Below are 21,892 nucleotides of genomic sequence, written 5' to 3' on the forward strand. Positions count from 1 at the left end.
GCGGCGCTGTCATGGCGGTTTCGTTGGTTCGAGCGTCGGTGCCGAAAGTGCCGCGAGCCGCCGACGATTTTCGGGGACAGGCCGAAAAGCCTTGTCCGGCGTGGCGAAAACAGCTATTTGGGGGCGTGCGGGAGTACGCGCGAGACCTTTCGGACTGTCATGTTGTTGTCACACCAGCTTCATCAATTGTCACATGACTGTCATGAGTACCCCCTAATCTTCGCGGTGCCGTAGTCATCCGCTCACCCACTGGAGGTCTCATGAAATTGATGCAAACCGCGTTTGCTGGCCTGGCCGGCGCGCTCTTCGCTGTCGCCGCTCACGCAGCCGACATCACTGGCGCGGGCAGCACGTTCGCTATGCCGATCTACACGAAATGGGCAGCCGAATACCAGCAAACCGGCGGCGCGAAGGTCAACTATCAGGGCATCGGTTCGTCCGGCGGCCTGAAGCAGATCATCGCGAAGACGGTCGATTTCGCCGGCTCGGACGCTCCGCTGAAGGACGACGAACTCGCGAAGGAAGGCCTGTTCCAGTTCCCGACGGTGGTTGGCGGCATCGTTCCGGTCGTGAACATCCCGGGCATCAAGGCTGGTGAAATCACGCTGTCGGGCGAAGTGCTCGGCGACATCTACCTCGGCAAGGTCAAGAAGTGGAACGATCCGGAGATCGTTGCGCTGAACCCGAAGGTCAAGCTGCCGGATCTGGACATCGCCGTGGTCCGCCGTGCTGACGGCTCGGGCACGTCGTTCATCTGGACGAACTACCTGTCGAAGGTCAACGCAGACTGGAAGGCGAAGGTCGGTGAAGGCACGACGGTCAACTGGCCGACGGGTACGGGCGGCAAGGGCAACGACGGCGTCGCCGCTTTCGTGCAGCGCCTGCCGGGTGCGATCGGCTACGTCGAATCGGCCTACGCGAAGAAGAACGCAATGATCTACACGGACCTGAAGAACGCATCGGGTGCGGTCGTGTCGCCGAAGGCGGAAACGTTCGCCGCGGCCGCTGCCGGCGCGAACTGGTCGCAGTCGTTCTACCAGATCCTGACGAACGAGCAGGGCAAGGACGCATGGCCGGTCGTCGGCGCGACGTTCGTGCTGCTGCACGCCAAGCAGGACAAGCCGGAGCAAGGCGCCGAAACGCTGAAGTTCTTCGACTGGGCGTTCAAGAACGGCGGCAAGGCCGCAACGGATCTGGACTACATCTCGCTGCCGGCGTCGGTCACGGCCGAGATCCGCAAGCAGTGGAAGACGAAGGTCACGGACGCTTCGGGCAAGCCGGTCGCCCAGTAAGCGCTTCGTAGCAGCAAGTCGTGGTCGCGCCGCCTGGCAATCGTGCCGGGCGGCGCGTGCGGTATGAAGCGGGGCAATCGATGCCGCCCCGCCACTGAAAAATCAGGCCTCCATGTCCGATCTTCCTATCACGTCGCGCTCCGAAAGCCAGATGCGTGCGCCCGGCCGGCTCGGCGACGTCATTTTCGGCAGTCTTACGCGCATTGCGGCCATCGTGACGCTGCTGGTCCTGGGCGGCATCATCGTGTCGCTGATCGTCGCGTCGCTGCCGACCATCGAAAAATTTGGCTTCAGTTTCCTCTGGCGGTCCGAATGGGACCCCAACGCCGATGTCTACGGCGCCCTCGTGCCGATCTACGGCACGATCGCGACCTCGGTCATCGCGCTCGTGATCGCGGTGCCCGTGAGCTTCGGCATCGCGCTGTTCCTCACCGAGCTGTCGCCCGTCTGGCTGCGACGCCCGCTCGGCATCGCCATCGAGCTACTCGCCGCGATCCCGTCGATCGTCTACGGGATGTGGGGCCTGCTCGTGTTCGCCCCGATCTTCGCCGGCTACTTCCAGAAGCCGCTCGGCCAGGTGCTCGGCCCGATCCCGCTGATCGGCGCGCTGTTCCAGGGCCCGCCGATCGGCATCGGCCTGCTCTGCGCGGGCGTGATCCTCGCGATCATGATCATCCCGTACATCGCCTCGGTGATGCGTGACGTGTTCGAGGTCACCCCGGTGCTGCTGAAGGAATCGGCCTACGGCATCGGCTGCACGACCTGGGAAGTGATGTGGAAGATCGTGCTGCCCTTCACCAAGAGCGGCGTGATCGGCGGCGTGATGCTCGGCCTGGGCCGCGCGCTCGGCGAGACGATGGCCGTCACGTTCGTGATCGGCAACACCAACCTGCTCGACAACGTGTCGCTGTTCTCGCCCGGCAACAGCATCACCTCGGCGCTCGCGAACGAATTCGCGGAAGCCTCGCCGGGGCTGCACACGTCGGCCCTGATGGAACTCGGCCTGATCCTGTTCGTGATCACGTTCATCGTGCTCGCGATCTCGAAACTGATGTTGTTGCGCCTCCAGAAGGGAGAAGGCAAGAAATGAGCGAACGCGTCCTGAACATGCCGGGCGGTCAGTCCGGCGCCGCGCTCGCGGCGATGCGCGAGCGCCTGCAGCGCCGCCGCAAGGGCACCAATGCCGTCGCGCTGACGCTGTCGCTCGCCGCGATGCTGTTCGGCCTGGTCTGGCTGGTCTGGATCCTCTACACGACGCTGCATCTCGGCATCGGCGGCCTGTCGCTGCAACTGTTCACCGAGTCGACGCCGGCGCCGGATTCCGATGGCGGCGGCCTCGCCAACGCGATCGTCGGCAGCCTGCTGCTGGTCGGCCTCGGCACCTGCGTCGGCACTCCGGTGGGCGTGCTGGCGGGCGTCTACCTCGCCGAGTACGGCCAGCGCAACTGGCTCGCGAGCCTGATGCGCTTCATCAACGACATCCTGCTGTCGGCGCCGTCGATCGTGATCGGCCTGTTCGTCTACGCGGTGGTGGTGGCGCCGTCGGGCCGCTTCTCGGGCTGGGCCGGCGTGATCTCGCTCGCGCTGCTGCAGATCCCGATCGTGATCCGCACCACCGAGAACATGCTGAACCTGGTGCCGAACGCGCTGCGTGAAGCCGCGTTCGCGCTGGGCACGCCGAAATGGCGCATGATCCTGAAGATCACGCTGCGCGCGTCGATCGGCGGCATCACCACCGGCGTGCTGCTGGCGGTCGCCCGGATCGCCGGCGAAACGGCGCCGCTGCTGTTCACGGCGCTGTCGAACCAGTTCTTCTCGGCCGACATGAGCAAGCCGATCGCGAACCTGCCGGTCACGATCTACAAGTTCGCGATGAGCCCGTTCGCGCAGTGGCAGTCGTTGGCCTGGGCAGGCGTATTCCTGATCACGCTCGGGGTGCTGGGACTGAACATCCTCGCGCGCTCGATCTTCTCGAAAAAGTAACGGCGGAGCAATCCGATGAACATGGCAGAAAGCCACCTGAATCCGATCGAAAACGGCAGCGCATCCGCGCAACGCCCGCTCGCATCCGTCGAAGCGAAGATCGAAGTCAACAACCTGAACTTCTTCTACAACAAGTTCCATGCGCTGAAGAACATCAACATGCGCATTCCCGAAGGCAAGGTGACCGCGTTCATCGGGCCGTCGGGCTGCGGGAAGTCGACGCTGCTGCGCACCTTCAACAAGATGTACGCGCTCTATCCCGAGCAGCGCGCCGAAGGCGCGATCGTGATGGACGGCGAGAACCTGCTCGAATCGAAGCAGGACATCTCGCTGCTGCGCGCGCGCATCGGCATGGTGTTCCAGAAGCCGACCCCGTTCCCGATGTCGATCTATGACAACATCGCGTTCGGCGTGAAGATGTTCGAGAAGCTCACGCGCTCGGAAATGGACGACCGCATCGAGTGGGCGCTGACCAAGGCCGCGCTCTGGAACGAGGTGAAGGACAAGCTGAGCCAGAGCGGCTACGGCCTGTCGGGCGGCCAGCAGCAGCGTCTGTGCATCGCGCGCGGCATCGCGATCCGTCCGGAAGTGCTGCTGCTCGACGAGCCGTGCTCGGCGCTCGACCCGATCTCCACGGGCCGCATCGAGGAACTGATCGCGGAGCTCAAGAGCGACTACACGGTCGTGATCGTCACGCACAACATGCAGCAGGCGGCGCGCTGCTCCGATTACACCGCCTACATGTACCTGGGCGAGCTGATCGAGTTCGGCGATACCGAGAAGATCTTCATCAAGCCGGCCCGCAAGGAAACGGAAGACTACATCACCGGTCGTTTCGGTTGATGGCGGAGTACACACAATGACCGATAAGCATCTGTCGAGCCAGTTCGACGCCGATCTGAACGCGGTGTCGTCGAAGGTTCTCGAAATGGGCGGCCTCGTCGAGGCGCAGATCACCGAGGCGATGTTCGCGTTGAACGAGTTCGACCGCCAGGCGGCCGAGCGCGTGATCACCAACGAAGACCGGCTCAACCACATGGAAGTCGAGATCGACGAGGAGTGCGGCAACATCATCGCGCGCCGCCAGCCGGCCGCGCGCGACCTGCGCCTCTTGATGTCGATCTCGAAGACGATCACGAACCTCGAGCGCGCCGGCGACGAGGCCGAGAAGATCGCCAAGCGCGTGCGCCGTCTGGCCGACGAGCCGCTCGCGCGCGGCGTGAACATCGCCGAGATCAAGGTGTCGGGCGAGATGGCCGTGACGATCCTGCGCCGCGCGCTCGACGCGTTCGCGCGCCTGGACACGGTGGCCGCCGCGCAGATCGTCAAGGACGACAAGGAAATCGACCAGGAATTCCGTGCGTTCGTGCGCAAGCTCGTGTCGTACATGCAGGAAGATCCGCGCACGATCTCGGTCGGCCTCGACTTCCTGTTCATCGCGAAGGCGATCGAGCGGATCGGTGACCACGCGAAGAACATCGCGGAATTCATCATCTACATCGTGAAGGGCACCGACGTGCGGCACCAGCCGCGCGACCTGCTCGACCGCGAAGCCAATAGCTAACCCACGTCAGAAAGGACGGACAGAGGTGCCGATGCCCAGCAACATTCTCGTCATCGAAGATGAGCCCGCGATTTCCGAACTGATTTCGGTGAACCTTCAGCATGCGGGACATTGTGCGATTCGCGCGTACAACGCGGAGCAGGCCCAGAACCTGATCAGCGACGTGCTGCCTGATCTGGTCCTGCTCGACTGGATGCTGCCGGGCAAGTCCGGGATCGCGTTCGCGCGCGAACTGCGCAACAACGAGCGCACCAAGCACATCCCGATCATCATGCTGACGGCGCGTGGTGACGAGCAGGACAAGGTGCTGGGCCTCGAGATCGGCGCGGACGACTACGTCACCAAGCCGTTCTCTCCGAAGGAACTGATGGCGCGCATCAAGGCGGTGCTGCGCCGCCGCGCGCCGCAGCTGACCGAGGACGTGGTGTCGATCAACGGCCTGCGGCTGGACCCGGCCACGCATCGCGTGGCGGCCAGCGCCGAAGGCAGCGAGATCAAGCTCGATCTCGGCCCGACCGAGTTCCGCCTGCTGCATTTCTTCATGACGCATCCGGAGCGCGTCCACAGCCGCACGCAACTGCTCGATCAGGTGTGGGGCGACCACGTATTCGTCGAGGAGCGCACCGTCGACGTCCACATCAAGCGCCTGCGCGCGGCGCTCAAGCCCGCCGGCTGCGATGCTATGATCGAAACCGTGCGCGGCAGCGGCTACCGCCTCGCCAAGCACGCGTAACCTGGCACGGCGCGCGTGCCGCGCGCCGTCTCTCACCGTTCTCCCGTCTTCTTTCGAGCGCCAGCCATGAACATCATCTGGGTGCGCTTCCTGGTGTCGCTCGTCCTGCTCGCGCTGGTCGCGATCCTGACCGGCGTGACGATCGGCGTGCGCGCGGGCCTCGCGGTCGGCGTCCTGCTGCTGGTCGCCCAGGCATTCTTCGCCACCTTCCACACGCAGCGCCTCTGGCGCCTGCTCGACGCGCCCGTGTACGGCGAAGTGCCGAGCGCGCCGGGCATCTGGGGCGAGATCTACTACCGGCTGCACAAGCTCGCCAAGCAGTGGCACGCGCAGGTGCGGCAGGTCGAGCAGCAGCATTCACGCTTCATCCAGGCGATCCAGGCCTCGCCGAACGGCGTGGCGATGCTCGACGACCACGACCAGATCGAGTGGTGCAACGCGATCGCCGAACTGCACTTCGGGCTCGACGCGAAGCGCGACCTGCGCCAGCACATCACGCATCTGGTCCGCCATCCCGACTTCGTGCGCTACCTGAACTCGCAGCACTACGACGAGATGGTGGTGATGCGCGGCATGGGCGAGGGCCGCCAGCACGTGATCGCGGTGCAGGTGTTCCCCTACGGCGACAACCGCAAGCTGCTGCTCACGCAGGACATCACCGAGGTCGAGCGCACCGACGCGATGCGGCGCGACTTCGTGGCCAACGTCTCGCACGAACTGAAGACGCCGCTCACGGTGCTCTCGGGCTTCCTGGAGACGCTGCGCGAGCTGCCGCTGTCCGACGACGAGCGCGCGCGATATCTCGACATGATGGAGCAGCAGGCCTCGCGCATGCGCAAGATCGTCACCGACCTGCTGGTGCTCGCGAAGCTCGAAGGCGAGGGCAAGCCGCCGACCGACAAGCCGGTCGACATGGACGACGTGCTCGGCCACCTCGAGGACGTCGCGCAGACGCTGTCGGCCGGCCATCACGAGATCAGCTTCGAGGTCGACGAGACGCTGACCGTGACGGGCGCCGAGACCGAGATCTTCAGCGCGCTCGGCAATCTCGTGACGAACGCGGTGCGCTACACGCCCGAGGGCGGCAAGATCCGCGTGAGCTGGCGCCGCGACGGCTCGCAGGCCGTGTTCGCGGTCAAGGACAGCGGCTTCGGGATTCCGGCCGAGGACCTGCCGCGGCTCACCGAACGCTTCTACCGCGTCGACCGCAGCCGCTCGCGCGACACCGGCGGCACGGGCCTGGGCCTCGCGATCGTCAAGCACGTGCTGCAGCGTCACGACGGCCAGCTGCTGATCCAGAGCGAGGAAGGGCGCGGCAGCACGTTCACGGCGCGCTTCCCGGCGCAGCGCACGATCCGCCGGCGGCACGTGGCCTGAGGCCGCGCGCCCACAGGAAAAAGGCCGCCCGATTCGCCTCGGGCGGCCTTTCTTTCGATCGGGACCGCGCGCTGAACTCAGCCGCCTCAGCCGCCGAACTTCTCCAGCAGCCCGAGTTGTGCGCTGCGCGGCGTCTTGCCTGCGCGGCGGCGCTTGTAGTGCCCGTCGCTCTGCATCAGCCAGGCCGATTGATTGTCGCCGAGGAACACCGAGAGGCCCTCGGCGATCACGCGGCGCTTGAGCTTGCGGTCGTGGATCGGGAACGCGACCTCGACGCGGCGGAACAGGTTGCGGTCCATCCAGTCGGCGCTCGACAGGTAGACGCGCTCGGCGCCGCTCGCGTGGAAGTAGAAGATCCGGTGATGCTCGAGGAAGCGGCCGATCACCGAGCGCACCGTGATGTTCTCCGAGAGCCCCGGCACGCCCGGCTGCAGCGCGCACACGCCGCGCACGATCAGGTCGACCTTGACGCCCGCCTGCGAGGCCTCGTAGAGCTCGGCGATCACCGACGGCTCCAGCAGCGCGTTCATCTTCGCGACGATGCGCGCGCGCTTGCCGGCCCGCGCGTTGGCGACCTCGTTGCGGATGCCCTCGATCAGCAGCGGATGCAGCGTGAACGGCGACTGCCACAGCGCGTGCAGCTTCAGCTCGCCGCCGATGCCGGTCAGCTGCTGGAACACGTGGTGGACGTCCTCGCAGATCTTCTGGTCGGCCGTCATGAAGCCGAAGTCGGTGTAGAGGCGCGCGGTACGCGGATGGTAGTTGCCGGTGCCGAGGTGCGTGTAGCGGCGCAGCACGGTCCTGCCGCCGCGCTTCTCGCGGCGCACGATCAACATCATCTTGGCGTGGCACTTGTGGCCGACCACGCCGTACACCACGTGCGCGCCCACCGCCTCGAGCCGCGAGGCCCAGTTGATGTTGGTTTCCTCGTCGAAGCGCGCCAGCAGCTCGACCACCACCGTCACTTCCTTGCCGTTGCGCGCGGCTTCCATCAGCGCGTCCATCAGCGGCGAATCGGTGCCGGTGCGATAGATGGTCTGCTTGATGGCGACCACCTGCGGATCCTTGGCGGCCTCGCGCAGCAGCTCCAGCACGGGCTGGAAGCTCTCGTAGGGGTGATGCAGCAGGATGTCGCCGCGATCGATCGCGCTGAACATCGAGGTGGTGTTGGCGAGCGCGGCCGGCGTCGACGGCGTGTGCGGCACGAACTTCAGCTCGGGCAGGTCGACCAGGTCGGGCAGTTGCATCAGGCGCACCAGATTCACGGCGCCGTGGACGCGATAGCAGTCCTTGTCGTTGAGGGCGCTTTCGTCGAGCAGGCGCCGCACGATGTGCGCGGGCGTGTCGGCCGACACCTCGAGGCGCACCGCGTTGCCGAGATGGCGTGCCGGCAGTTCGCCCTGCAGCGCCACGCGCAGGTTGGTGATCTCGTCCTCGTCGACGAACAGCTCGCTGTTGCGCGTGATGCGAAACTGGTTGCAGCTCTTCACGACGAGCTTCGGGAACAGTTCGCCGACGAAGCGCTGCATCAGCGAGCTGAGCAGCACGAAGCCATGGCGGAAGCCCGACAGCTCCTGCGGCATGCGCACCAGGCGCGGCAGCGCGCGCGGCGCCTGCACGATGCCGAGCAGCGCCTGACGGCCGAACGCGTCGCGGCCTTCGAGCTCGACCACGAAGTTCAGGCTCTTGTTCAGCACGCGCGGGAACGGATGCGCGGGATCGAGCCCGATCGGCGTGAGTACCGGCAGCAGTTCGTCGAGGAAATAGTTGCGCGCCCATTCGAGCTGCGCCTCGCTCCAGGTGTCGGTGCCGTGGAAATAGATGCCTTCGGTCTCGAGCGCGGGCAGGATGGTTTCGTGCAGCATCGTGTACTGCTTGTGGACGAGCCGCTGCGCGCGCTCCACCACGAGGTCGTAGACGTGCTGCAGCGACATGCCGTCCGGCGACAGCGCGCCGGGGTTGTCGCGCATCTGCTCCTGGAGACCGGCCATGCGGACCTCGAAGAATTCGTCGAGATTGCTGCTGGTGATGCAGATGAAGCGCAGCCGTTCGAGCAGCGGCACGTGCGGGTCGGCCGCCTGCGCGAGCACGCGCTCGTTGAAGCCGAGAATGCCTAGTTCACGGTTGAGCAGCGGATAGCGGATGGACATCGGCAGCGAGGATGGCGGTTCGAAGTCGGGTGGGACAGGCAGGAATGGAATTTCGGAAATTCTCACGGTTCGATGACATCTTGATGACGAATATTTACCTCTTACGGAATGATACGGCCTGACATTCCGTGATTTGATGACTTCTTGATGACAATCAGGATTCGTCTGCAAATAATACGTCCGCCATGCCTGAACCACATTGGCTTTTTGCATGATTGCCAATCGGCCTGGCCGGATTGGCGCGATGATCCGACACTGCGGCGGCAACAGCGCTTAAAATGTCGCGTTTGAATGGTATGAGTCGGCACGGCGGCGGCTCGCCGGCTCGCCGGCTCGAAGAGAAACGGAGCCTTTACCCGATATGGTTACTTCCCCGCAACTACTCGCCGCCGTCGACCTCGGCTCGAACAGCTTCAGGCTGATCGTCGGACGCGTCGAGGAAACTCCCGCGGGCAGCCAGATCTACCCGGTCGATGCATTGCGCGAGCCGGTGCGCCTCGCGGCGGGCCTGTCGCGGGACAAGATGCTCGATCGCGCGTCGCAGGAGCGCGGCTGGGAAGCGCTGAAGCGCTTCGGCGAGCGGCTGCGCGACTTCCATCCCGACCACGTGCGCGCGGTCGCCACCAACACGCTGCGCGTGGCGAAGAACGCCGGCGAATTCCTGGTCGAGGCGCAGGCCGCGCTCGGCTTTCCGATCGAGGTGATCGCGGGCCGCGAGGAAGCGCGCCTGATCTACGCGGGCGCGGCGCACTCGGTGCCCGCCAACGCCGGCAAGCGGCTCGTGGTCGACATCGGCGGTGGCTCGACCGAATTCATCATCGGCCAGCACTACACGCCGATCGTGATGGAGAGCCTCTACATCGGCTGCGTGAGCCACAGCCGCCAGTTCTTCCCGGCCGGCAACGTCGACGAATACACGATGCGCCAGGCCGAGCTCGCGGCCAAGCGCGAGATCCAGATCATCTCGGGCGAATACAAGAAGGCGGGCTGGGACCAGGCGATCGGCTCGTCGGGCACGGCGCGCGCGCTGGCCGAACTGGTCGAGGGCAACGGCTTCAACGACGCCGGCATCACGCACGGCATCTCGCGCGGCGGCCTCGAACGCCTGAAGCGCGCGCTGATCAAGGCCGAGAACGTGAACCGGCTCAAGCTCGTGGCGCTGAAGCCCGACCGCATCCCGGTGCTGGCCGGCGGCCTGTCGATCATGCTGGCGGTGTTCGAGGAACTCGGCGTCGACTACGTCGACACCACCGACGGCGCGCTGCGCCTGGGCGTGCTGTACGACCTGCTCGGCCGCGCGCAGCACGAGGACATGCGCGCCGTGACGGTGGAGGGCTTCATGCGCCGCTACGGCGTGGACCGCCCGCAGGCCGACCGGATCGCCTCGCTCGCCACCAGCTTCTACGACCAGCTCGAATTCACCGACGAGGCGCGCCGCGTCGAGGATCGCATGTTCGTGGGCTGGGCCGCCGCGCTGCACGAGATCGGTCTGTCGATCTCGCACAGCGCCTATCACAAGCACTCGGCCTACATCACCAGCAACGCCGACATGCCCGGCTTCTCGCGCACCGACCAGGCGCGGCTCGCCGCGCTCGTGCTCGGCCACGCGGGCAAGCTCGGCAAGCTCTCGCAGTCGCGCGACGTGGAATGGCCGCTGCTGTTCTGCCTTCGGCTCGCGGCGCTGCTGTGCCGCCGGCGCACCGATGCCGGGCTGCCCGAGCTGTCGGTGTCGCACGTGAAGAAGGGCGGCTACGAAGTGCGGCTGCCGAGCAGCTGGGTCGAGCAGAATCCGCTGACCGACTACAGCCTGAGCCAGGAAGCGGCCGAGTGGGAGAAGGTCGGGATTCCGTATCGCGTCATCTACACCGAAGCCTGAGCGGCACCTCGCCCGCGTGCGCGATCGCGTGCGGGCACTCTCCCTCCCGGCGCGGCCGTGCCGCGGTGCCCGCTAGGGCGTGCAGACGATCGCGGTCAGGAACGGGAACGCTTCGCGCACGGTCGCGTCGCTGCCCGCCGCGCGCACCTTCTCCTCCACCGAACTCTTGCTGCCGCGCACCACCACGCCGTAGCCCCACTTGCCGATCGGCTTGCCGTCGCCGTGCTGGAACAGCGGGTCGTTCTCCTGATAACCGACCACCACGAACACCGAGAACCCGTAGGCGCTCAGCGGGTGGGCGGTGCGGAACGCGTTCATCGAATTCGATTCGACGCGCATCGGCTTCGGCTGCAGGTCGCCCGCCTCGACGAGCGGGGCGATGAAGTCGTGGCCGTTCGACGAGCAGTCGAGGGCGGCGTCGAGCGGTTTCGGCTCGGCGGCGAAGGCGGACGCGGCCGGCGGGAGGGCGGTCAGCACGGCGCAGGCGAGGCCGGCCGCGGTGCGAAGGTAGGCGTTCATGCGTCGATGATCGGTGGATGTCGTGGTTCCGGGAGCCGCGATGTGGCGGGCGCCCCGGCTTTTTTACCGATCATAACGAAAACGCGGCGGCGGCGCAGCGTCCGCCCGGTTCCGTGTCGTCCCGCATCGCACGAAAGCCGGGCCGGCGCCGGCCGCCGCCGCGCGTGGCTTACTGCACGGCTTACTGCTGCCGCTGCAGATACTGCCGGACTTCCTGCATCGTCACGCGGCCGCTGTGCGCGGTATCGATCTGGTCGAAGTGCTGCGCGATGAACGGCAGCCCGTTCGCCTGCGCCTGGGCCTTGGTGATCGATTGATTGTCGGCCAGCGCGCTGTTGGTGGCGAGGCTCGAGGCAAGGCGCGACTGCGCCTGCTGCGAGAGGTCGTTGCCGGTGGTGGCCTCGGCCGGCGCGGCGAGCGGCTGACGCGGGAAGAACGGCCCGTCCACGCCGCCCTTGAGCGGCACCGGCGTGGAGACGGCCTGCGGCGCCGCCGCGAAGGCCGGCGCGGCCGGCAGCAGCGGCAGCGCGAGCGACAGGAGGAGCGCGGCGAGGCGCGAGATCGATGATGGCGATTGGATCATGGCTTGGCTCGTGTTGGGTTCGCGAACGCGGGCCGCCCGCGGGCGGCGCCGCGCGTTCCGGGTTCAGCGGGCGGCGATCGCCGCGGCGTTCAGCGTCGGCGTGCCGGCCGGGGTTTCGTCAGGCCACGGCGCCGGCAGCTGCGCGAGCGACAGCGCGTTCGGGATCGACTGGTTCGCGAAGAACGAGACGAGGTCCGAGCGCAGTTGCGGCCGCGCGACGTTGTCCAGATAGATCATGTGGCCGCCCTGGTAGAACGTCATCTGCAGGTTCACCTGCAGGCCCGGCACCGTCTGCAGCCGCGCGAGCTGGTTCTCGGTCAGGAAGAACGGCGTGGCGAGATCGTGATAGCCGTTCGCCGACAGCACCTTCAGCTGCGGGTTCAGGCGCAGCGCGGCGAGCAGGTCCGGAATCGTGTCCGGCACCACCTGCCCTGCGTGGCTGAAGTCCCACACGCCGATGATGCTGTCGTTGAGCGTCGCGTAGGTCGCGTTCGGCGCCGAATAGCCGAGCTCGTTGGGCAGCTGCGTGGCCAGCGTGTTGGTGAACGGCTGCGTGATCAGGATGTCGGACGGATCCGAATCCTGCGCGAGTCGCGGATCGCTGCTCGGCAGGATCACGCGGCCGTCATACCGGCCGATGGTCGAGCCGGGCACGAGCGAGGTGCCGTAGTAGTCGTTGCCGAAGTAGGCGTTCAGCGAGGCGATCGACAGGTTGGTCTGGGTCGACCAGTTCGAGAGCGTCGTGTTGTCCGGGAACTTCGGGTTCGGCACCAGCGACGAGCCGGCGAAGAAGAACGTCGGTGCGTACTGCGCCAGCTGCGAGTACTGCGCGGTCACGAAGTTCTGGATCTGCAGCGCGAACGTGCCGAGGTTGGTCGGCGCGGGCGACACCTGGTTGAAGTAGGCCGCCACCTCCGCGTAGCCGAGGAAATAGCCGATCATCCCGTCGGTCGTGTACTTCAGCTCGAGCGCGGTGCTGCTCGAGTTGCCGTTGGTGATCGCGTAGGTCTCGCCCGGGTCCGCGAAGTAGTTGAGGATCGAGGACTGCAGCACGATCCCGGTCAGGTTCACGCCGGCCGATTCGAGCGACAGCGCCAGCATGTCGGTGCGCGGCGTGCCATACGATTCGCCGTAGAGGTACAGCGGCGAGTTCGAGCGGCCGTTCGCCGCCACGTAGCGGCGGATGAAGTCGCGCATCACGCGCACGTCGGAATCGGTGGTCCAGAACGTCTTGTTGGTGTTCGGCGCGATCGCCTCGGAGAGGCCGGTGCCGGGCGGATCGATGAACACCATGTCGGTGGTGCCGATCAGGCTCTCGTCATTGCTCACGAGCGGGAAGTTCGGCCAGTTCGTCAGCAGCGGGTCGGGCGTGGCCACGCGCGTCGGCGCGAACGAGCCGAGCCGCAGCCAGACCGACGACGAACCCGGCCCGCCGTTGTAGAAGAACGTCACGGGGCGCGGCGCGCCGTTCTGGCTCGGCGCGGTGTAGGCGACGTAGGACATGGTCGCCTCCTGCTTGCCGCTCGGATCGGTCGCGATCAGGTGGCCGGTGGTGGACGTGTAGTTGACGGTGGTGCCGCCGCCCGTCCACTGGCGATGCATGACGGCCGCCGACTCGACGGCCTGCGAGGCTCTCAGGCTCGCGTTGGCGGTGGTCGAGTAGGCGATCGTGTCGGTGAGCGGGCGGTCGGCCGACGCGGCGATCGACGCCACGCCGCTGCTCGATCCGTCGCCGCCGCAGGCGCTGAGCACCAGCACCGACAACGACAGCACGACCCCTCCGATTTGCCGGATCGCGTGGCGCGATCCGGAACCCAGGCCCTGTATGCTTGCTTTCATTGTTGTTCCTTTTCCTTTCGATTTATTTAAATCAATCAGAACGGCAATACAATCCGGTGCGGTGAATCCGGATTGCCCTCATTTATTTATTGAACTGCTTTATCGAAACGACTCGCGTGGGTCGCAAAGCAGCGTAAGAATGAAAAATGCCGCCGTCAATCGGGATTGCAAAAAAATCGTGTGGAGTTTTGTGAAGCGGCTTTGTTGCGGCGCGGGAGGCCTTGTGGGGTGGGGCGGGGCGGGACGGGCGGATCGTGAATCGGGAATTAATACGGTGCCGGATTAAATTATTGATTGTCGACGGGTAAATCGTGGAGACCGGCGGGCACCGAATTAATCTGCTTGACTGGCTGATTTACAGGGTACATCGCCGATTTCCGGATAAATCACGGGTTTCACCGCCCGGCCGCGAGCCGCGCGGCTGCCTGCGCGACCAGCGCCTCGCGCGCCGCGGTGATCGGCGCGTAGCGCGCCCGCACGGTATCGACCACCTCGACTGGCGCCGTCTCGGGCCGGCCCGCGTCGAACGGCGGCGCGGGCGCGTATTCGATCGCCAGTTGCGCGGCCTGCGCGACGGCGTCGCCGTGCAGCTCGTGGGCGATCGTCAGCGCGAAGTCGATGCCGGCCGTGACCCCGCCGCCCGTGACGAGCCGTCCGTCGCGCACCACGCGTTCGCGCACCGGCGTCGCGCCGAACGGCGCGAGCAGCGGCAGCGAGGCCCAGTGAGTGGTCGCGCGACGGCCGCGCAGCAGGCCCGCGGCGCCGAGCACCAGCGCGCCGGTGCAGACCGACGTCACGTAGCGCGCCGAGGCCGCCGCGCGCCGCACGAACGCGAGCGTGGCTTCGTCGAGCAGCAGCTCGCCGATGCCGACGCCGCCCGGCACGCACAGCACGTCGACCTCGGGGCAGGCGTCGAAATCGGTGTCGGGCGTCAGCACCAGGCCGTGCGCAGCGGCGAGCGGCGCGGTGCTTTTCGCGACGCGATGGAGCGTGGTGTCGGGCAACGCCGCGAATACGTCGTGCGGGCCGATCAGGTCGAGGGCCTGGACGCCGGGAAACATCAGGAGTGCGATTCGACAGGGCATGACGGGCTCCGGGTTGTTGGTACGAAACCGCTCATTCGGCGGTACCCGCCGCGGAGCGGGCCGCGAACGCCGAGTGCGCGACCGGGTCCACCGGGTGATGGATGGCCTCCGTGGCGGGCGGATGGCGGGTCAGGCGCGACGCGGGGCGGATCGGACGCGGCGCGAAACCGCCGCCGCAGTTCGGGCAAACGCCGAGCAGCACCTGCTCGACGCAGGCGGCGCAGAACGTGCATTCATAGCTGCAGATGCGCGCGTCCGGCGCCTCGGGCGGCAGCGGCTTCGCGCAGTGTTCGCAGATCGGGCGTAGTTCCAGCATGGGTGGCTCCGGGCAAGTCACATCGGCATCGATGAACGATTTCGTGCCATCGTAGTTTTCGCCTCGATCGGCGACAATGCCGGTTCCTGACAGGAATGGAAAAATTCCTGCCATCGATGCAAGCCGCCGCCCGGAGCCCGTATGCCTCGCCCGTCCCCGCTGTTCGCGCCCGCCGCGCGCCCGCCCAAACGTGTCTGGCTCGTGCTGCCGCCGCGCGTCCACATGCTCGACCTGGGCGGCCCGCTGCAGGTGATCGCCTCGCTCGCGCCGCTTGGCATCGCGCCGGTGACGGCCTGCTGCGTGGCCGCCTCGGACACGCTGACGAGCTTCCAGGGCGTGGCGCTCGCCGGCCTCGCGCCGTTGCCGGCGCGCGTGGCGGCCGGTGACTGGGTGATCGTGATCGGTTCACGCTACGACTTTCGCGCGCCGCTGTCGGCCGAGCACGAGGCGATCGCGGGCTGGCTGGCGCGCGTGGTGGCGCCGCTGCGCGAGCGGATCGTGATCGCGAGCGTCTGCACCGGCGCGTACCTGCTCGGCGCGGCGGGGCTGCTCGACGGCCACGACTGCACCACCCATCACAACCATCTTGCACGCCTGCAGCGGCGCCATCCGGAAGCGCGCGTGCGGGCCAACCGGCTGCTGGTCGACGAGGGCGCGCTCGTCACCTCGGCCGGCGTGTCGGCCGGGATCGATCTCGCGCTGCACCTGATCGCGAGGCACTTCGGCGCCGCCGCGGCGGTCGCCGCGGCGCGCGAGAACGTGGTGCCGTTTCGGCGGATGAGCGGCGACCCCGCGCTCGACGCGCAGCTGCGCTACCGCGATCACGATCAGGACGTGATCCATGCGGTGCAGGATTTCCTCGTCGCCGAGCCGGGCTGCGCGCTGCCGTACACGGAACTGGCCGCGCGGTTCGCGCTGAGTTACCGCCATCTCGCACGGCGCTTTCGCGATGCCTGCGGGATCACGCTGAAGGCCTACCACCAGCAGTTGCGGATCGCCCGTGCGCGGCAGCTGCTGCGCGACAGCGACGCGAGCGTCGAGCGGGTCGCCGAGGCCTGTGGATTCGCGAGCGTCCAGGCATTCCGCACGGCATGGCGACAGGTCGAGCCGCTCGCGCCGAGCGCGTGGCGGGCCGCATGATGCGCGGCTCACGCGCGGGGCCGGCCCTGGGGTTCGATGCAGGCGGCAGGCCAGGCGCCCGCCTGACGGTAGGCTGGCGCCATCACCGGCCGTCAACCGGCACGGCGGTGTGGCCGCGCGCGGCGCGCGCGAGCGGTCAGTGGCTGCGCTGCAGCCGTTGCAGATAGTGTTCGCAGCGCGCGCGCAGCGCTTCCATCTGCGCCGAACCCTCGTCGGCGAGCAGGCCGTCGGCGAGGCCGGAGCCGTCGCCCGAGGTCGCGACGTCGTAGATTTCGCAGGCGAGGCCACGCGCGGCCATCGCGATCCGGATCCGGTCGAGCCAGTCGCATTCGACGCGATGGCTGGCAAGCCAGGTGCGGGTGGTGGCGACGACGCGATCGGGTGGCAGCCAGCGCCCGCTCTGGATGCGCGCGACCAACTGACCCGTCACGAGGTAACGAAGCAGGTCGACTTGTGTCACAGCGAAGTCCTCCTTGCTGAAAACGGCCGGTGCCGGTGCGGTCCGGTCGAAAACCGCGCCGGCGTGATGCGGCCGGCGATGCGGTGGCGGTGTAATTCGTTGCTTCCGTTCGGTGCTTGCGATGCGTTCGCGGTCTCGTTCCGGACCCCGCTGCGCTTCAGCAAGCGCCATGCCCGGCCGCCGGCGGGCGCGGCATGGCGATTGCTGCTCAAGGTGTTCCATTCACCACCGGAGGTCCTATGCAATTCGATCCGACACGAGCCGTGTGGCGCACCCTGGCGATGAGCGCGATGTGCGCGGGGCTGCTGGCCGCCGCGGGCTGTTCGAAGCAGAGGGACAACACGGGCGCGGCCGGCGCGCCGGCCGCGTCGAGCGAGGCATCGCAGGCGGACGCGGCCAGCGGCGTGTCGCCGGCGCCGATGGCGCCGCCGGCCGCCTCGTCCGATGCGGGCGCGGGATCCGACGCGTCCGGCGCATCGAGTGCCGCTCCTGCCTCGGGCGCCTCGGGCGGCTGACGGCAAGCGATGGCGGGCGCGGCCGCCCCGAACGCGGACGCGCTCATTCACCTGTTCGCCGGCGCGATAAGCGTCCGGCGCAACCTGACGGAGGCCGCATGAACAGCACCCTGAATCCCGACAACACGCCGCTCGATTCCGGCGCGAGCGGCGCGCCCGACGGCGACACGCTCGGCCCGAGCGATTCGTCCGACAGCGGCAGCGACACGCGCGGCGCGAAGCGTCGCCCGTTCGACATCGACAGCGAACTCGACGCGCACGCGCTCGAACGCGGCGAGGCGGCCGGCGCGGCCGGCACCGATCGCGCCGGCACCGGCGAGCGCGCCTCGGCCGACGGCGATTCGACGCTGGTCGACAGCGGGGACATCGAGCCCGATCGCACCGACTCGATCGCCGACGAGGCGGAAGCGCTCGAGGACGCCGAGGCCCGCGCACGCGCCGAGGCCGAGCGCGGCCTGCGGCGCTGAGCCGGGAATTCTTTCAATCGCTTGAAGTTTTGAGGTCAACGAAAGTCAAGCGCGGAGGCCGTGGCCCGGGGCCGGATCCGGTACCGGGCCAGGTACCCGCGAACCGATCGAGGAGGCATGCGATGCAACGACGCCATCCGAACCGCTCGCGTGACATGCGCGGGCCGGCCAACTGGCAGGAACGCAACGAACGCGCGTACTGGGGCAACGACGAGAACGACCTGCCGCATTACGACGACGTGCTGCTGCCCGACGACGAACGCGAGATCGATCTGCACGACGCGCGCGAGCAGCGGCCCGCCGATCGCATCGACGAGCGCCGCTGGCGCGACGAGCGCGGCTGGGCGCAGGCCGAGGCGCGCGAGGGCCGCGATGTCGAGCGCGTTTCCGACCGTGCCGCCGGCCGGGATTCCGGCTACGAGCGCGGCCATGACAACGATCGCGACCGGCAGGGCGCGCGGCGCGGGCGCGATGAACACGGGCGCGACGAGACACGCCCCTATGGCGGCCCGCAACGCGCCGCGCCGGCACCGATGCGCGGCAGCGAACGCGGCGGCGTGCCCTACGACGCGCGCGGCGGCCGCCGCGCCGAACCCCACTATCCGGAAGAGCGCAGCCGGGGCGGCCATGGCGCGCCGTCCCACGCGCGCTACGATCCGCCCGGGCATCCGGCGCGCGACGCGGCCCGTGTCGCGCGCACGGCCAGCACGGCGCCGCGGCTGCGCGGGCCGAAGGGCTACACGCGTTCGGACGAACGGATTCGCGAGGACGTCTGCGAGCGGCTCGCCTATGCGATCGACATCGACGTCAGCGAGGTCAGCGTGACGGTGACGGACGCCTGCGTGCAGCTCGACGGCACCGTGCCGGAGCGCTGGATGAAGCACGAGATCGAGGATCTGGCCGACAGCTGCGTATGGGTGCGCGACGTCGACAATCGCGTGCGCGTGGCGCGCGCCGCGTCCGGCGACGAACCCTATCCGGTGCCGCGCGAGGCGCAGCCGACGCTGCCGACCTCGCCGGCGGCCTCGCCCGCGCCGGCCGCGCATCCGTCCGGCGCGATCGGGCCGGCGGGCGCGGCCGAACCGTCGACCGGCCCGGCCGGCCCCGAGGCTGACCGGCAGCGCCACCGACCGTGACGGGCGGTGCGGCCCGTCGTGTCGACGCGCCGATGCGAGCGCGCGTGCCTAGCGGCGCGCGCTCTCGTCGGGTTCGTGCTGCAGCCCGTGCTCGCGCATCAGCGCGAGCCGGTTGTAGAGCGTCTTCAGGCTGATGCCGAGCGCCTTCGCCGTGCGCGGCTTGTCGCCCTCGAAGTGCCGCAGCGACGCCATGATGAAGCGCTGCTGCGCATGCGCGAGCGTCGCGCCAAGCGGCAGCGACATGACGTTGTCGCGCACGTCGGCGCGCGGCGGCAGCTGACGCGGCAGGTCGAGCTCGATGGTGTCGTCGGCGAGAATGAACGCGCGTTCGATGGTGTTGCGCAGCTCGCGCACGTTGCCGGGCCACGGGTAGCTGCGCAGCAGCTTGAGCGCCTGCGCCGAGAGCGCCTTGCTGGTGCCGTGCTGCGCGTTGAGCGTGTCGATCAGCGCGCGCGCGATCTCCTCGACGTCGCCGTCGCGGTGGCGCAGCGCCGGTACGTGCAGCGCCATCGCGGCGAGCCGGTAGAACAGATCCTCGCGCAGGCGCCCGTCGCGGATCGCGTCGGCGGGGTTGTGGTGGGTGGCCGCCACCACGCGCACGTCGAGCGCGATCGTCTCGGTGCCGCCCACGCGCATGATGGTGTTCGATTCGAGCGCGCGCAGCAGCTTGACCTGCAAGTCGCGCGGCATCTCGGCGATTTCGTCGAGGAAGATCGTGCCGCCGCGCGCGGCCTCGAAGAAACCGATGTGTTGCGCGGCCGCGCCGGTGAAGCTGCCTTTCTCGTGGCCGAACAGCTGCGATTCGGCGATGTCGGCAGGGATCGCGCCGCAGTTCACGGCGACGAACGGGCCGCTCGCGCGCGGGCTCGAATCATGGACGAGGCGCGCGGCGATGTCCTTGCCCGCGCCGCTTTCGCCGACGATCAGCACGCTCGCGCGGGTCGCGGCGATCTTCTCGATCTTCGACAGCAGCGCCTGGATGCGCGGCGAGGAGCCGGCCAGACGACGGCCTTCGCTAGGGAGTCTCGACATGAATGGTTCTCGTGGTAGAAAGGAGGCGCCTCCGTGGACGGTCACCGCGCAGCGTGTAATTTTTATAACCGCAAGCGTATCGAATCCTGCCGCGCTTAATGAATTGAAATTTCCAATGTGCAACTGCGTAGCGGATAGAAAAAACCGATAATGCCCGGCGTTACCACGTTGTCCCCTATACTCACCGAAGGTCTATTCAACAGGTCATGAGCCGCTGGCACGGCCGCCGCGATCTGTCATCGTTACCGACTTCGCGCGCGCTATCGGTCATCGTTTCCGATTTCGATTCGACTGCTGCCCGGCCCGTTATTCGACCGTTACCCGATACAGCACGTCGCCGACAGGCGAGCCTTCGCGGCTCGCTGGCGCGTGTTCCGCGATGGAGCGTCAATGCCCTACATTCTGGTCGTCGAAGACGACGCCGATACCCGTGACATGCTTTCCGCGCTCGCGCAGACGCAGCAGTTGACCTGCGATACCGCGGCGACGCTGGCGCAGGCGCGCGAGCTGATCGCCCAGCACACGCCGGATCTCGTGTTGTGCGATCTGGTGCTGCCCGACGGCAGCGGCATGGACCTGTTCGACGAGCTGCCGAAGGGCGTCCATTGCGAGATGGTACTGACCACCGGCCACGCGAGCCTCGAGACCGCGATCGATGCCCTGCGGCGCGGCGCGACCGACTACCTCGTCAAGCCGCTCAACATGCAGCGGCTGAACGCGATCTTCGCGCGCGTGCCGCGCACCAGCGTGCTGCACGAGGAGATCGCCTCGCTGCGCAGCGAGCTGAAGCAGCTGGGCCGCTTCGGCCGCATGCTCGGCAATTCGCCGCCGATGCAGGCGATGTACGACGCGATCAGCCGCGTGGCGAGCACCGAGGCATCGGTGCTGCTCAAGGGCGAGTCGGGCACCGGCAAGGAACTGGCCGCGCAGACCATCCACGATCTGAGCCTGCGCCGCAAGGGGCCGTTCCTCGCGATCAACTGCGGGGCGATCGCGGCGAACCTGGTCGAGAGCGAGATGTTCGGCCACGACCGCGGCAGCTTCACGGGCGCGGACCGTCAGCACAAGGGCTTCTTCGAGCGCGCCGACGGCGGCACGCTGTTCCTCGACGAAATCACCGAGATGCCGATGGAGTCGCAGGTCAAGCTGCTGCGCGTGCTCGAGACCGGGCGCCTCACGCGGCTCGGCTCGGCGCGCGAGCTCGACGTGGACGTGCGGATCGTGGCCGCCACCAACCGCGACCCCGAGGCCGCGATGGCCGAGGGTCGGCTGCGTCCCGACCTTTATCACCGCATCAACGTGTTCCCGATCACGCTGCCGTCGCTGCGCGAACGCGGCGACGACATCCCGATGCTGGCCGTGGCGTTCCTGAACCGGCTCAACGAGGAGAGCGGCCGCAAGATGCGCTTCGCGCCCGCCGCGCTGGCGGCGCTCGCCGGCTACGAGTGGCCCGGCAACGTGCGCGAGCTGCGCAATTTCGTGCAGCGCGCGAGCATCTTCAACGACGGCGAGGTGATCGACACGCTGCCGCCGCCGATCATGGCCGAGGTGTCGGGTGATGCGGCGGGCGCCGACGACACGGTGTCGGTGCCGTTCGGCACCACGCTCGAGGAAGTCGACCGGCGCGTGATCCTCGGCACGCTGGCGCAATGCGGCGGGGTGAAGACGCACGCGGCCGAGGTGCTCGACATTAGCCTGAAGACGATCTACAACCGCCTCGCGCAGCTCGAAGGCGGAGACAAGACCACGTCGTGAGCGCCGCATCGGCCCTGGCGCCGGCGCGCGACGTCCCGACATCCACGGCAGGGTGGGCCGCCATGGCGGC

Annotated in this window: 22 protein-coding genes; 14 read left to right on the forward strand and 8 right to left on the reverse strand. The window is 67.8% G+C overall.

The features are described from left to right. The first annotated feature begins 260 nt into the window (after nucleotides 1-260). The 7 genes from pstS (at nucleotide 261) to phoR (ending at nucleotide 6,949) form a co-directional block, all read left to right on the forward strand. Nucleotides 261-1,292: a phosphate ABC transporter substrate-binding protein PstS gene (gene pstS, locus bpln_RS06100; protein WP_042624431.1), complete on the forward strand. Its 1,032-nt coding sequence runs from the start codon at nucleotides 261-263 to the stop codon at nucleotides 1,290-1,292. A gap of 151 nt (nucleotides 1,293-1,443) precedes the next feature. Continuing rightward, nucleotides 1,444-2,382: a phosphate ABC transporter permease PstC gene (pstC, locus tag bpln_RS06105; RefSeq protein WP_404990970.1), complete on the forward strand. Its 939-nt coding sequence runs from the start codon at nucleotides 1,444-1,446 to the stop codon at nucleotides 2,380-2,382. Further along, a complete protein-coding gene (pstA, locus tag bpln_RS06110; RefSeq protein ID WP_055138325.1) occupies nucleotides 2,379-3,275 on the forward strand; it encodes a phosphate ABC transporter permease PstA in 897 nt (298 codons plus the stop codon). Before pstC ends, pstA begins: the two co-directional genes overlap by 4 nt. A 15-nt stretch (nucleotides 3,276-3,290) precedes the next feature. Further along, the gene (gene pstB / locus bpln_RS06115) at nucleotides 3,291-4,118 is read left to right on the forward strand and encodes a phosphate ABC transporter ATP-binding protein PstB (RefSeq protein ID WP_042624434.1); all 828 of its coding nucleotides are present in this window, start codon (nucleotides 3,291-3,293) and stop codon (nucleotides 4,116-4,118) included. A gap of 16 nt (nucleotides 4,119-4,134) precedes the next feature. Further along, nucleotides 4,135-4,839 (forward strand): phosphate signaling complex protein PhoU, encoded by a 705-nt coding sequence (phoU, locus tag bpln_RS06120; protein ID WP_042624435.1) that lies wholly within the window; start codon nucleotides 4,135-4,137, stop codon nucleotides 4,837-4,839. Nucleotides 4,840-4,870: 31 nt separating this feature from the next. After that, entirely contained in the window at nucleotides 4,871-5,572 is a 702-nt protein-coding gene (gene phoB / locus bpln_RS06125) for a phosphate regulon transcriptional regulator PhoB (RefSeq protein ID WP_026051494.1), read from the forward strand. Between the two features lie 66 nt (nucleotides 5,573-5,638). Continuing rightward, on the forward strand, nucleotides 5,639-6,949 hold the full coding sequence (gene phoR / locus bpln_RS06130; protein ID WP_042624436.1) for a phosphate regulon sensor histidine kinase PhoR: 1,311 nt from the start codon (nucleotides 5,639-5,641) through the stop codon (nucleotides 6,947-6,949). Between the two features lie 86 nt (nucleotides 6,950-7,035). Here phoR and ppk1 read toward each other — a convergent pair whose 3' ends face one another. After that, the gene (gene ppk1 / locus bpln_RS06135; RefSeq protein ID WP_055138326.1) at nucleotides 7,036-9,099 is read right to left on the reverse strand and encodes a polyphosphate kinase 1; all 2,064 of its coding nucleotides are present in this window, start codon (nucleotides 9,097-9,099) and stop codon (nucleotides 7,036-7,038) included. A gap of 361 nt (nucleotides 9,100-9,460) precedes the next feature. Here ppk1 and ppx point away from each other — a divergent pair, with 361 nt between their 5' ends. After that, nucleotides 9,461-10,975: an exopolyphosphatase gene (ppx, locus tag bpln_RS06140; protein ID WP_042624438.1), complete on the forward strand. Its 1,515-nt coding sequence runs from the start codon at nucleotides 9,461-9,463 to the stop codon at nucleotides 10,973-10,975. A 72-nt stretch (nucleotides 10,976-11,047) separates the two neighbouring features. Here the strand turns inward: ppx and bpln_RS06145 are convergent, their stop codons facing one another. The 3 genes from bpln_RS06145 to bpln_RS06155 form a co-directional block, all read right to left on the reverse strand. Next, entirely contained in the window at nucleotides 11,048-11,494 is a 447-nt protein-coding gene (locus bpln_RS06145) for a hypothetical protein (protein WP_042624439.1), read from the reverse strand. A 181-nt stretch (nucleotides 11,495-11,675) separates the two neighbouring features. Continuing rightward, nucleotides 11,676-12,077, reverse strand: a complete 402-nt coding sequence (locus tag bpln_RS06150) for a hypothetical protein (RefSeq protein ID WP_042624440.1) — start codon at nucleotides 12,075-12,077, stop codon at nucleotides 11,676-11,678. Between the two features lie 63 nt (nucleotides 12,078-12,140). Beyond that, the gene (locus bpln_RS06155; RefSeq protein ID WP_055138327.1) at nucleotides 12,141-13,916 is read right to left on the reverse strand and encodes a S10 family serine carboxypeptidase-like protein; all 1,776 of its coding nucleotides are present in this window, start codon (nucleotides 13,914-13,916) and stop codon (nucleotides 12,141-12,143) included. Between bpln_RS06155 and bpln_RS35115 the strand changes: the two genes are divergently transcribed. After that, nucleotides 13,903-14,202 carry a hypothetical protein gene (locus bpln_RS35115; RefSeq protein ID WP_148653939.1) on the forward strand — a complete coding sequence of 100 codons (300 nt, stop codon included), beginning with the start codon at nucleotides 13,903-13,905 and terminating at the stop codon, nucleotides 14,200-14,202. The genes bpln_RS06155 and bpln_RS35115 overlap by 14 nt on opposite strands. A gap of 109 nt (nucleotides 14,203-14,311) precedes the next feature. On the opposite strand, the gene bpln_RS06160 is transcribed toward bpln_RS35115, so the two are convergent. Both bpln_RS06160 and bpln_RS06165 read right to left on the reverse strand, forming a co-directional pair. Further along, nucleotides 14,312-15,001: a DJ-1/PfpI family protein gene (locus tag bpln_RS06160; protein ID WP_055138328.1), complete on the reverse strand. Its 690-nt coding sequence runs from the start codon at nucleotides 14,999-15,001 to the stop codon at nucleotides 14,312-14,314. A gap of 31 nt (nucleotides 15,002-15,032) precedes the next feature. Continuing rightward, complete coding sequence (locus bpln_RS06165) at nucleotides 15,033-15,431, reverse strand: DUF1272 domain-containing protein (RefSeq protein WP_420807354.1); 399 nt, start codon at nucleotides 15,429-15,431, stop codon at nucleotides 15,033-15,035. A 27-nt stretch (nucleotides 15,432-15,458) separates the two neighbouring features. On the opposite strand from bpln_RS06165, the gene bpln_RS06170 reads away from it, so the two are divergent. Then, nucleotides 15,459-16,457, forward strand: a complete 999-nt coding sequence (locus tag bpln_RS06170; protein WP_244132103.1) for a GlxA family transcriptional regulator — start codon at nucleotides 15,459-15,461, stop codon at nucleotides 16,455-16,457. 136 nt (nucleotides 16,458-16,593) lie between these two features. On the opposite strand, the gene bpln_RS06175 is transcribed toward bpln_RS06170, so the two are convergent. After that, nucleotides 16,594-16,917: a hypothetical protein gene (locus tag bpln_RS06175; RefSeq protein ID WP_055138330.1), complete on the reverse strand. Its 324-nt coding sequence runs from the start codon at nucleotides 16,915-16,917 to the stop codon at nucleotides 16,594-16,596. Nucleotides 16,918-17,156: 239 nt separating this feature from the next. On the opposite strand from bpln_RS06175, the gene bpln_RS36970 reads away from it, so the two are divergent. From bpln_RS36970 to bpln_RS06190, 3 genes are all read left to right on the forward strand, one after another. Beyond that, nucleotides 17,157-17,432 carry a hypothetical protein gene (locus tag bpln_RS36970; RefSeq protein ID WP_162492375.1) on the forward strand — a complete coding sequence of 92 codons (276 nt, stop codon included), beginning with the start codon at nucleotides 17,157-17,159 and terminating at the stop codon, nucleotides 17,430-17,432. A 98-nt stretch (nucleotides 17,433-17,530) separates the two neighbouring features. Then, on the forward strand, nucleotides 17,531-17,899 hold the full coding sequence (locus tag bpln_RS06185) for a hypothetical protein (protein WP_055138331.1): 369 nt from the start codon (nucleotides 17,531-17,533) through the stop codon (nucleotides 17,897-17,899). 122 nt (nucleotides 17,900-18,021) lie between these two features. After that, on the forward strand, nucleotides 18,022-19,035 hold the full coding sequence (locus bpln_RS06190; protein ID WP_055138332.1) for a BON domain-containing protein: 1,014 nt from the start codon (nucleotides 18,022-18,024) through the stop codon (nucleotides 19,033-19,035). Nucleotides 19,036-19,083: 48 nt separating this feature from the next. On the opposite strand, the gene bpln_RS06195 is transcribed toward bpln_RS06190, so the two are convergent. Next, entirely contained in the window at nucleotides 19,084-20,067 is a 984-nt protein-coding gene (locus tag bpln_RS06195) for a sigma-54 interaction domain-containing protein (protein ID WP_042624448.1), read from the reverse strand. Between the two features lie 390 nt (nucleotides 20,068-20,457). Here bpln_RS06195 and bpln_RS06200 point away from each other — a divergent pair, with 390 nt between their 5' ends. Next, the gene (locus tag bpln_RS06200; protein ID WP_042624449.1) at nucleotides 20,458-21,822 is read left to right on the forward strand and encodes a sigma-54-dependent transcriptional regulator; all 1,365 of its coding nucleotides are present in this window, start codon (nucleotides 20,458-20,460) and stop codon (nucleotides 21,820-21,822) included. Nucleotides 21,823-21,892: the final 70 nt, after the last annotated feature.

The organism is Burkholderia plantarii, assembly GCF_001411805.1.
GTDB lineage: Bacteria > Pseudomonadota > Gammaproteobacteria > Burkholderiales > Burkholderiaceae > Burkholderia > Burkholderia plantarii.

Excerpts from the sequence above, each read along its gene's own strand:
- pstS (WP_042624431.1), top strand. The coding sequence starts at position 261 with ATGAAATTGATGCAAACCGCGTTTGCTGGCCTGGCCGGCGCGCTCTTC.
- pstC (WP_404990970.1), top strand. The coding sequence starts at position 1,444 with ATGCGTGCGCCCGGCCGGCTCGGCGACGTCATTTTCGGCAGTCTTACG.
- pstA (WP_055138325.1), top strand. The coding sequence starts at position 2,379 with ATGAGCGAACGCGTCCTGAACATGCCGGGCGGTCAGTCCGGCGCCGCG.
- pstB (WP_042624434.1), top strand. The coding sequence starts at position 3,291 with ATGAACATGGCAGAAAGCCACCTGAATCCGATCGAAAACGGCAGCGCA.
- phoU (WP_042624435.1), top strand. The coding sequence starts at position 4,135 with ATGACCGATAAGCATCTGTCGAGCCAGTTCGACGCCGATCTGAACGCG.
- phoB (WP_026051494.1), top strand. The coding sequence starts at position 4,871 with ATGCCCAGCAACATTCTCGTCATCGAAGATGAGCCCGCGATTTCCGAA.
- phoR (WP_042624436.1), top strand. The coding sequence starts at position 5,639 with ATGAACATCATCTGGGTGCGCTTCCTGGTGTCGCTCGTCCTGCTCGCG.
- ppk1 (WP_055138326.1), bottom strand. The coding sequence starts at position 9,099 with ATGTCCATCCGCTATCCGCTGCTCAACCGTGAACTAGGCATTCTCGGC.
- ppx (WP_042624438.1), top strand. The coding sequence starts at position 9,461 with ATGGTTACTTCCCCGCAACTACTCGCCGCCGTCGACCTCGGCTCGAAC.
- bpln_RS06145 (WP_042624439.1), bottom strand. The coding sequence starts at position 11,494 with ATGAACGCCTACCTTCGCACCGCGGCCGGCCTCGCCTGCGCCGTGCTG.
- bpln_RS06150 (WP_042624440.1), bottom strand. The coding sequence starts at position 12,077 with ATGATCCAATCGCCATCATCGATCTCGCGCCTCGCCGCGCTCCTCCTG.
- bpln_RS35115 (WP_148653939.1), top strand. The coding sequence starts at position 13,903 with ATGCTTGCTTTCATTGTTGTTCCTTTTCCTTTCGATTTATTTAAATCA.
- bpln_RS06155 (WP_055138327.1), bottom strand. The coding sequence starts at position 13,916 with ATGAAAGCAAGCATACAGGGCCTGGGTTCCGGATCGCGCCACGCGATC.
- bpln_RS06160 (WP_055138328.1), bottom strand. The coding sequence starts at position 15,001 with ATGCCCTGTCGAATCGCACTCCTGATGTTTCCCGGCGTCCAGGCCCTC.
- bpln_RS06165 (WP_420807354.1), bottom strand. The coding sequence starts at position 15,431 with ATGGCAGGAATTTTTCCATTCCTGTCAGGAACCGGCATTGTCGCCGAT.
- bpln_RS06170 (WP_244132103.1), top strand. The coding sequence starts at position 15,459 with ATGCCTCGCCCGTCCCCGCTGTTCGCGCCCGCCGCGCGCCCGCCCAAA.
- bpln_RS36970 (WP_162492375.1), top strand. The coding sequence starts at position 17,157 with ATGCAATTCGATCCGACACGAGCCGTGTGGCGCACCCTGGCGATGAGC.
- bpln_RS06185 (WP_055138331.1), top strand. The coding sequence starts at position 17,531 with ATGAACAGCACCCTGAATCCCGACAACACGCCGCTCGATTCCGGCGCG.
- bpln_RS06190 (WP_055138332.1), top strand. The coding sequence starts at position 18,022 with ATGCAACGACGCCATCCGAACCGCTCGCGTGACATGCGCGGGCCGGCC.
- bpln_RS06195 (WP_042624448.1), bottom strand. The coding sequence starts at position 20,067 with ATGTCGAGACTCCCTAGCGAAGGCCGTCGTCTGGCCGGCTCCTCGCCG.
- bpln_RS06200 (WP_042624449.1), top strand. The coding sequence starts at position 20,458 with ATGCCCTACATTCTGGTCGTCGAAGACGACGCCGATACCCGTGACATG.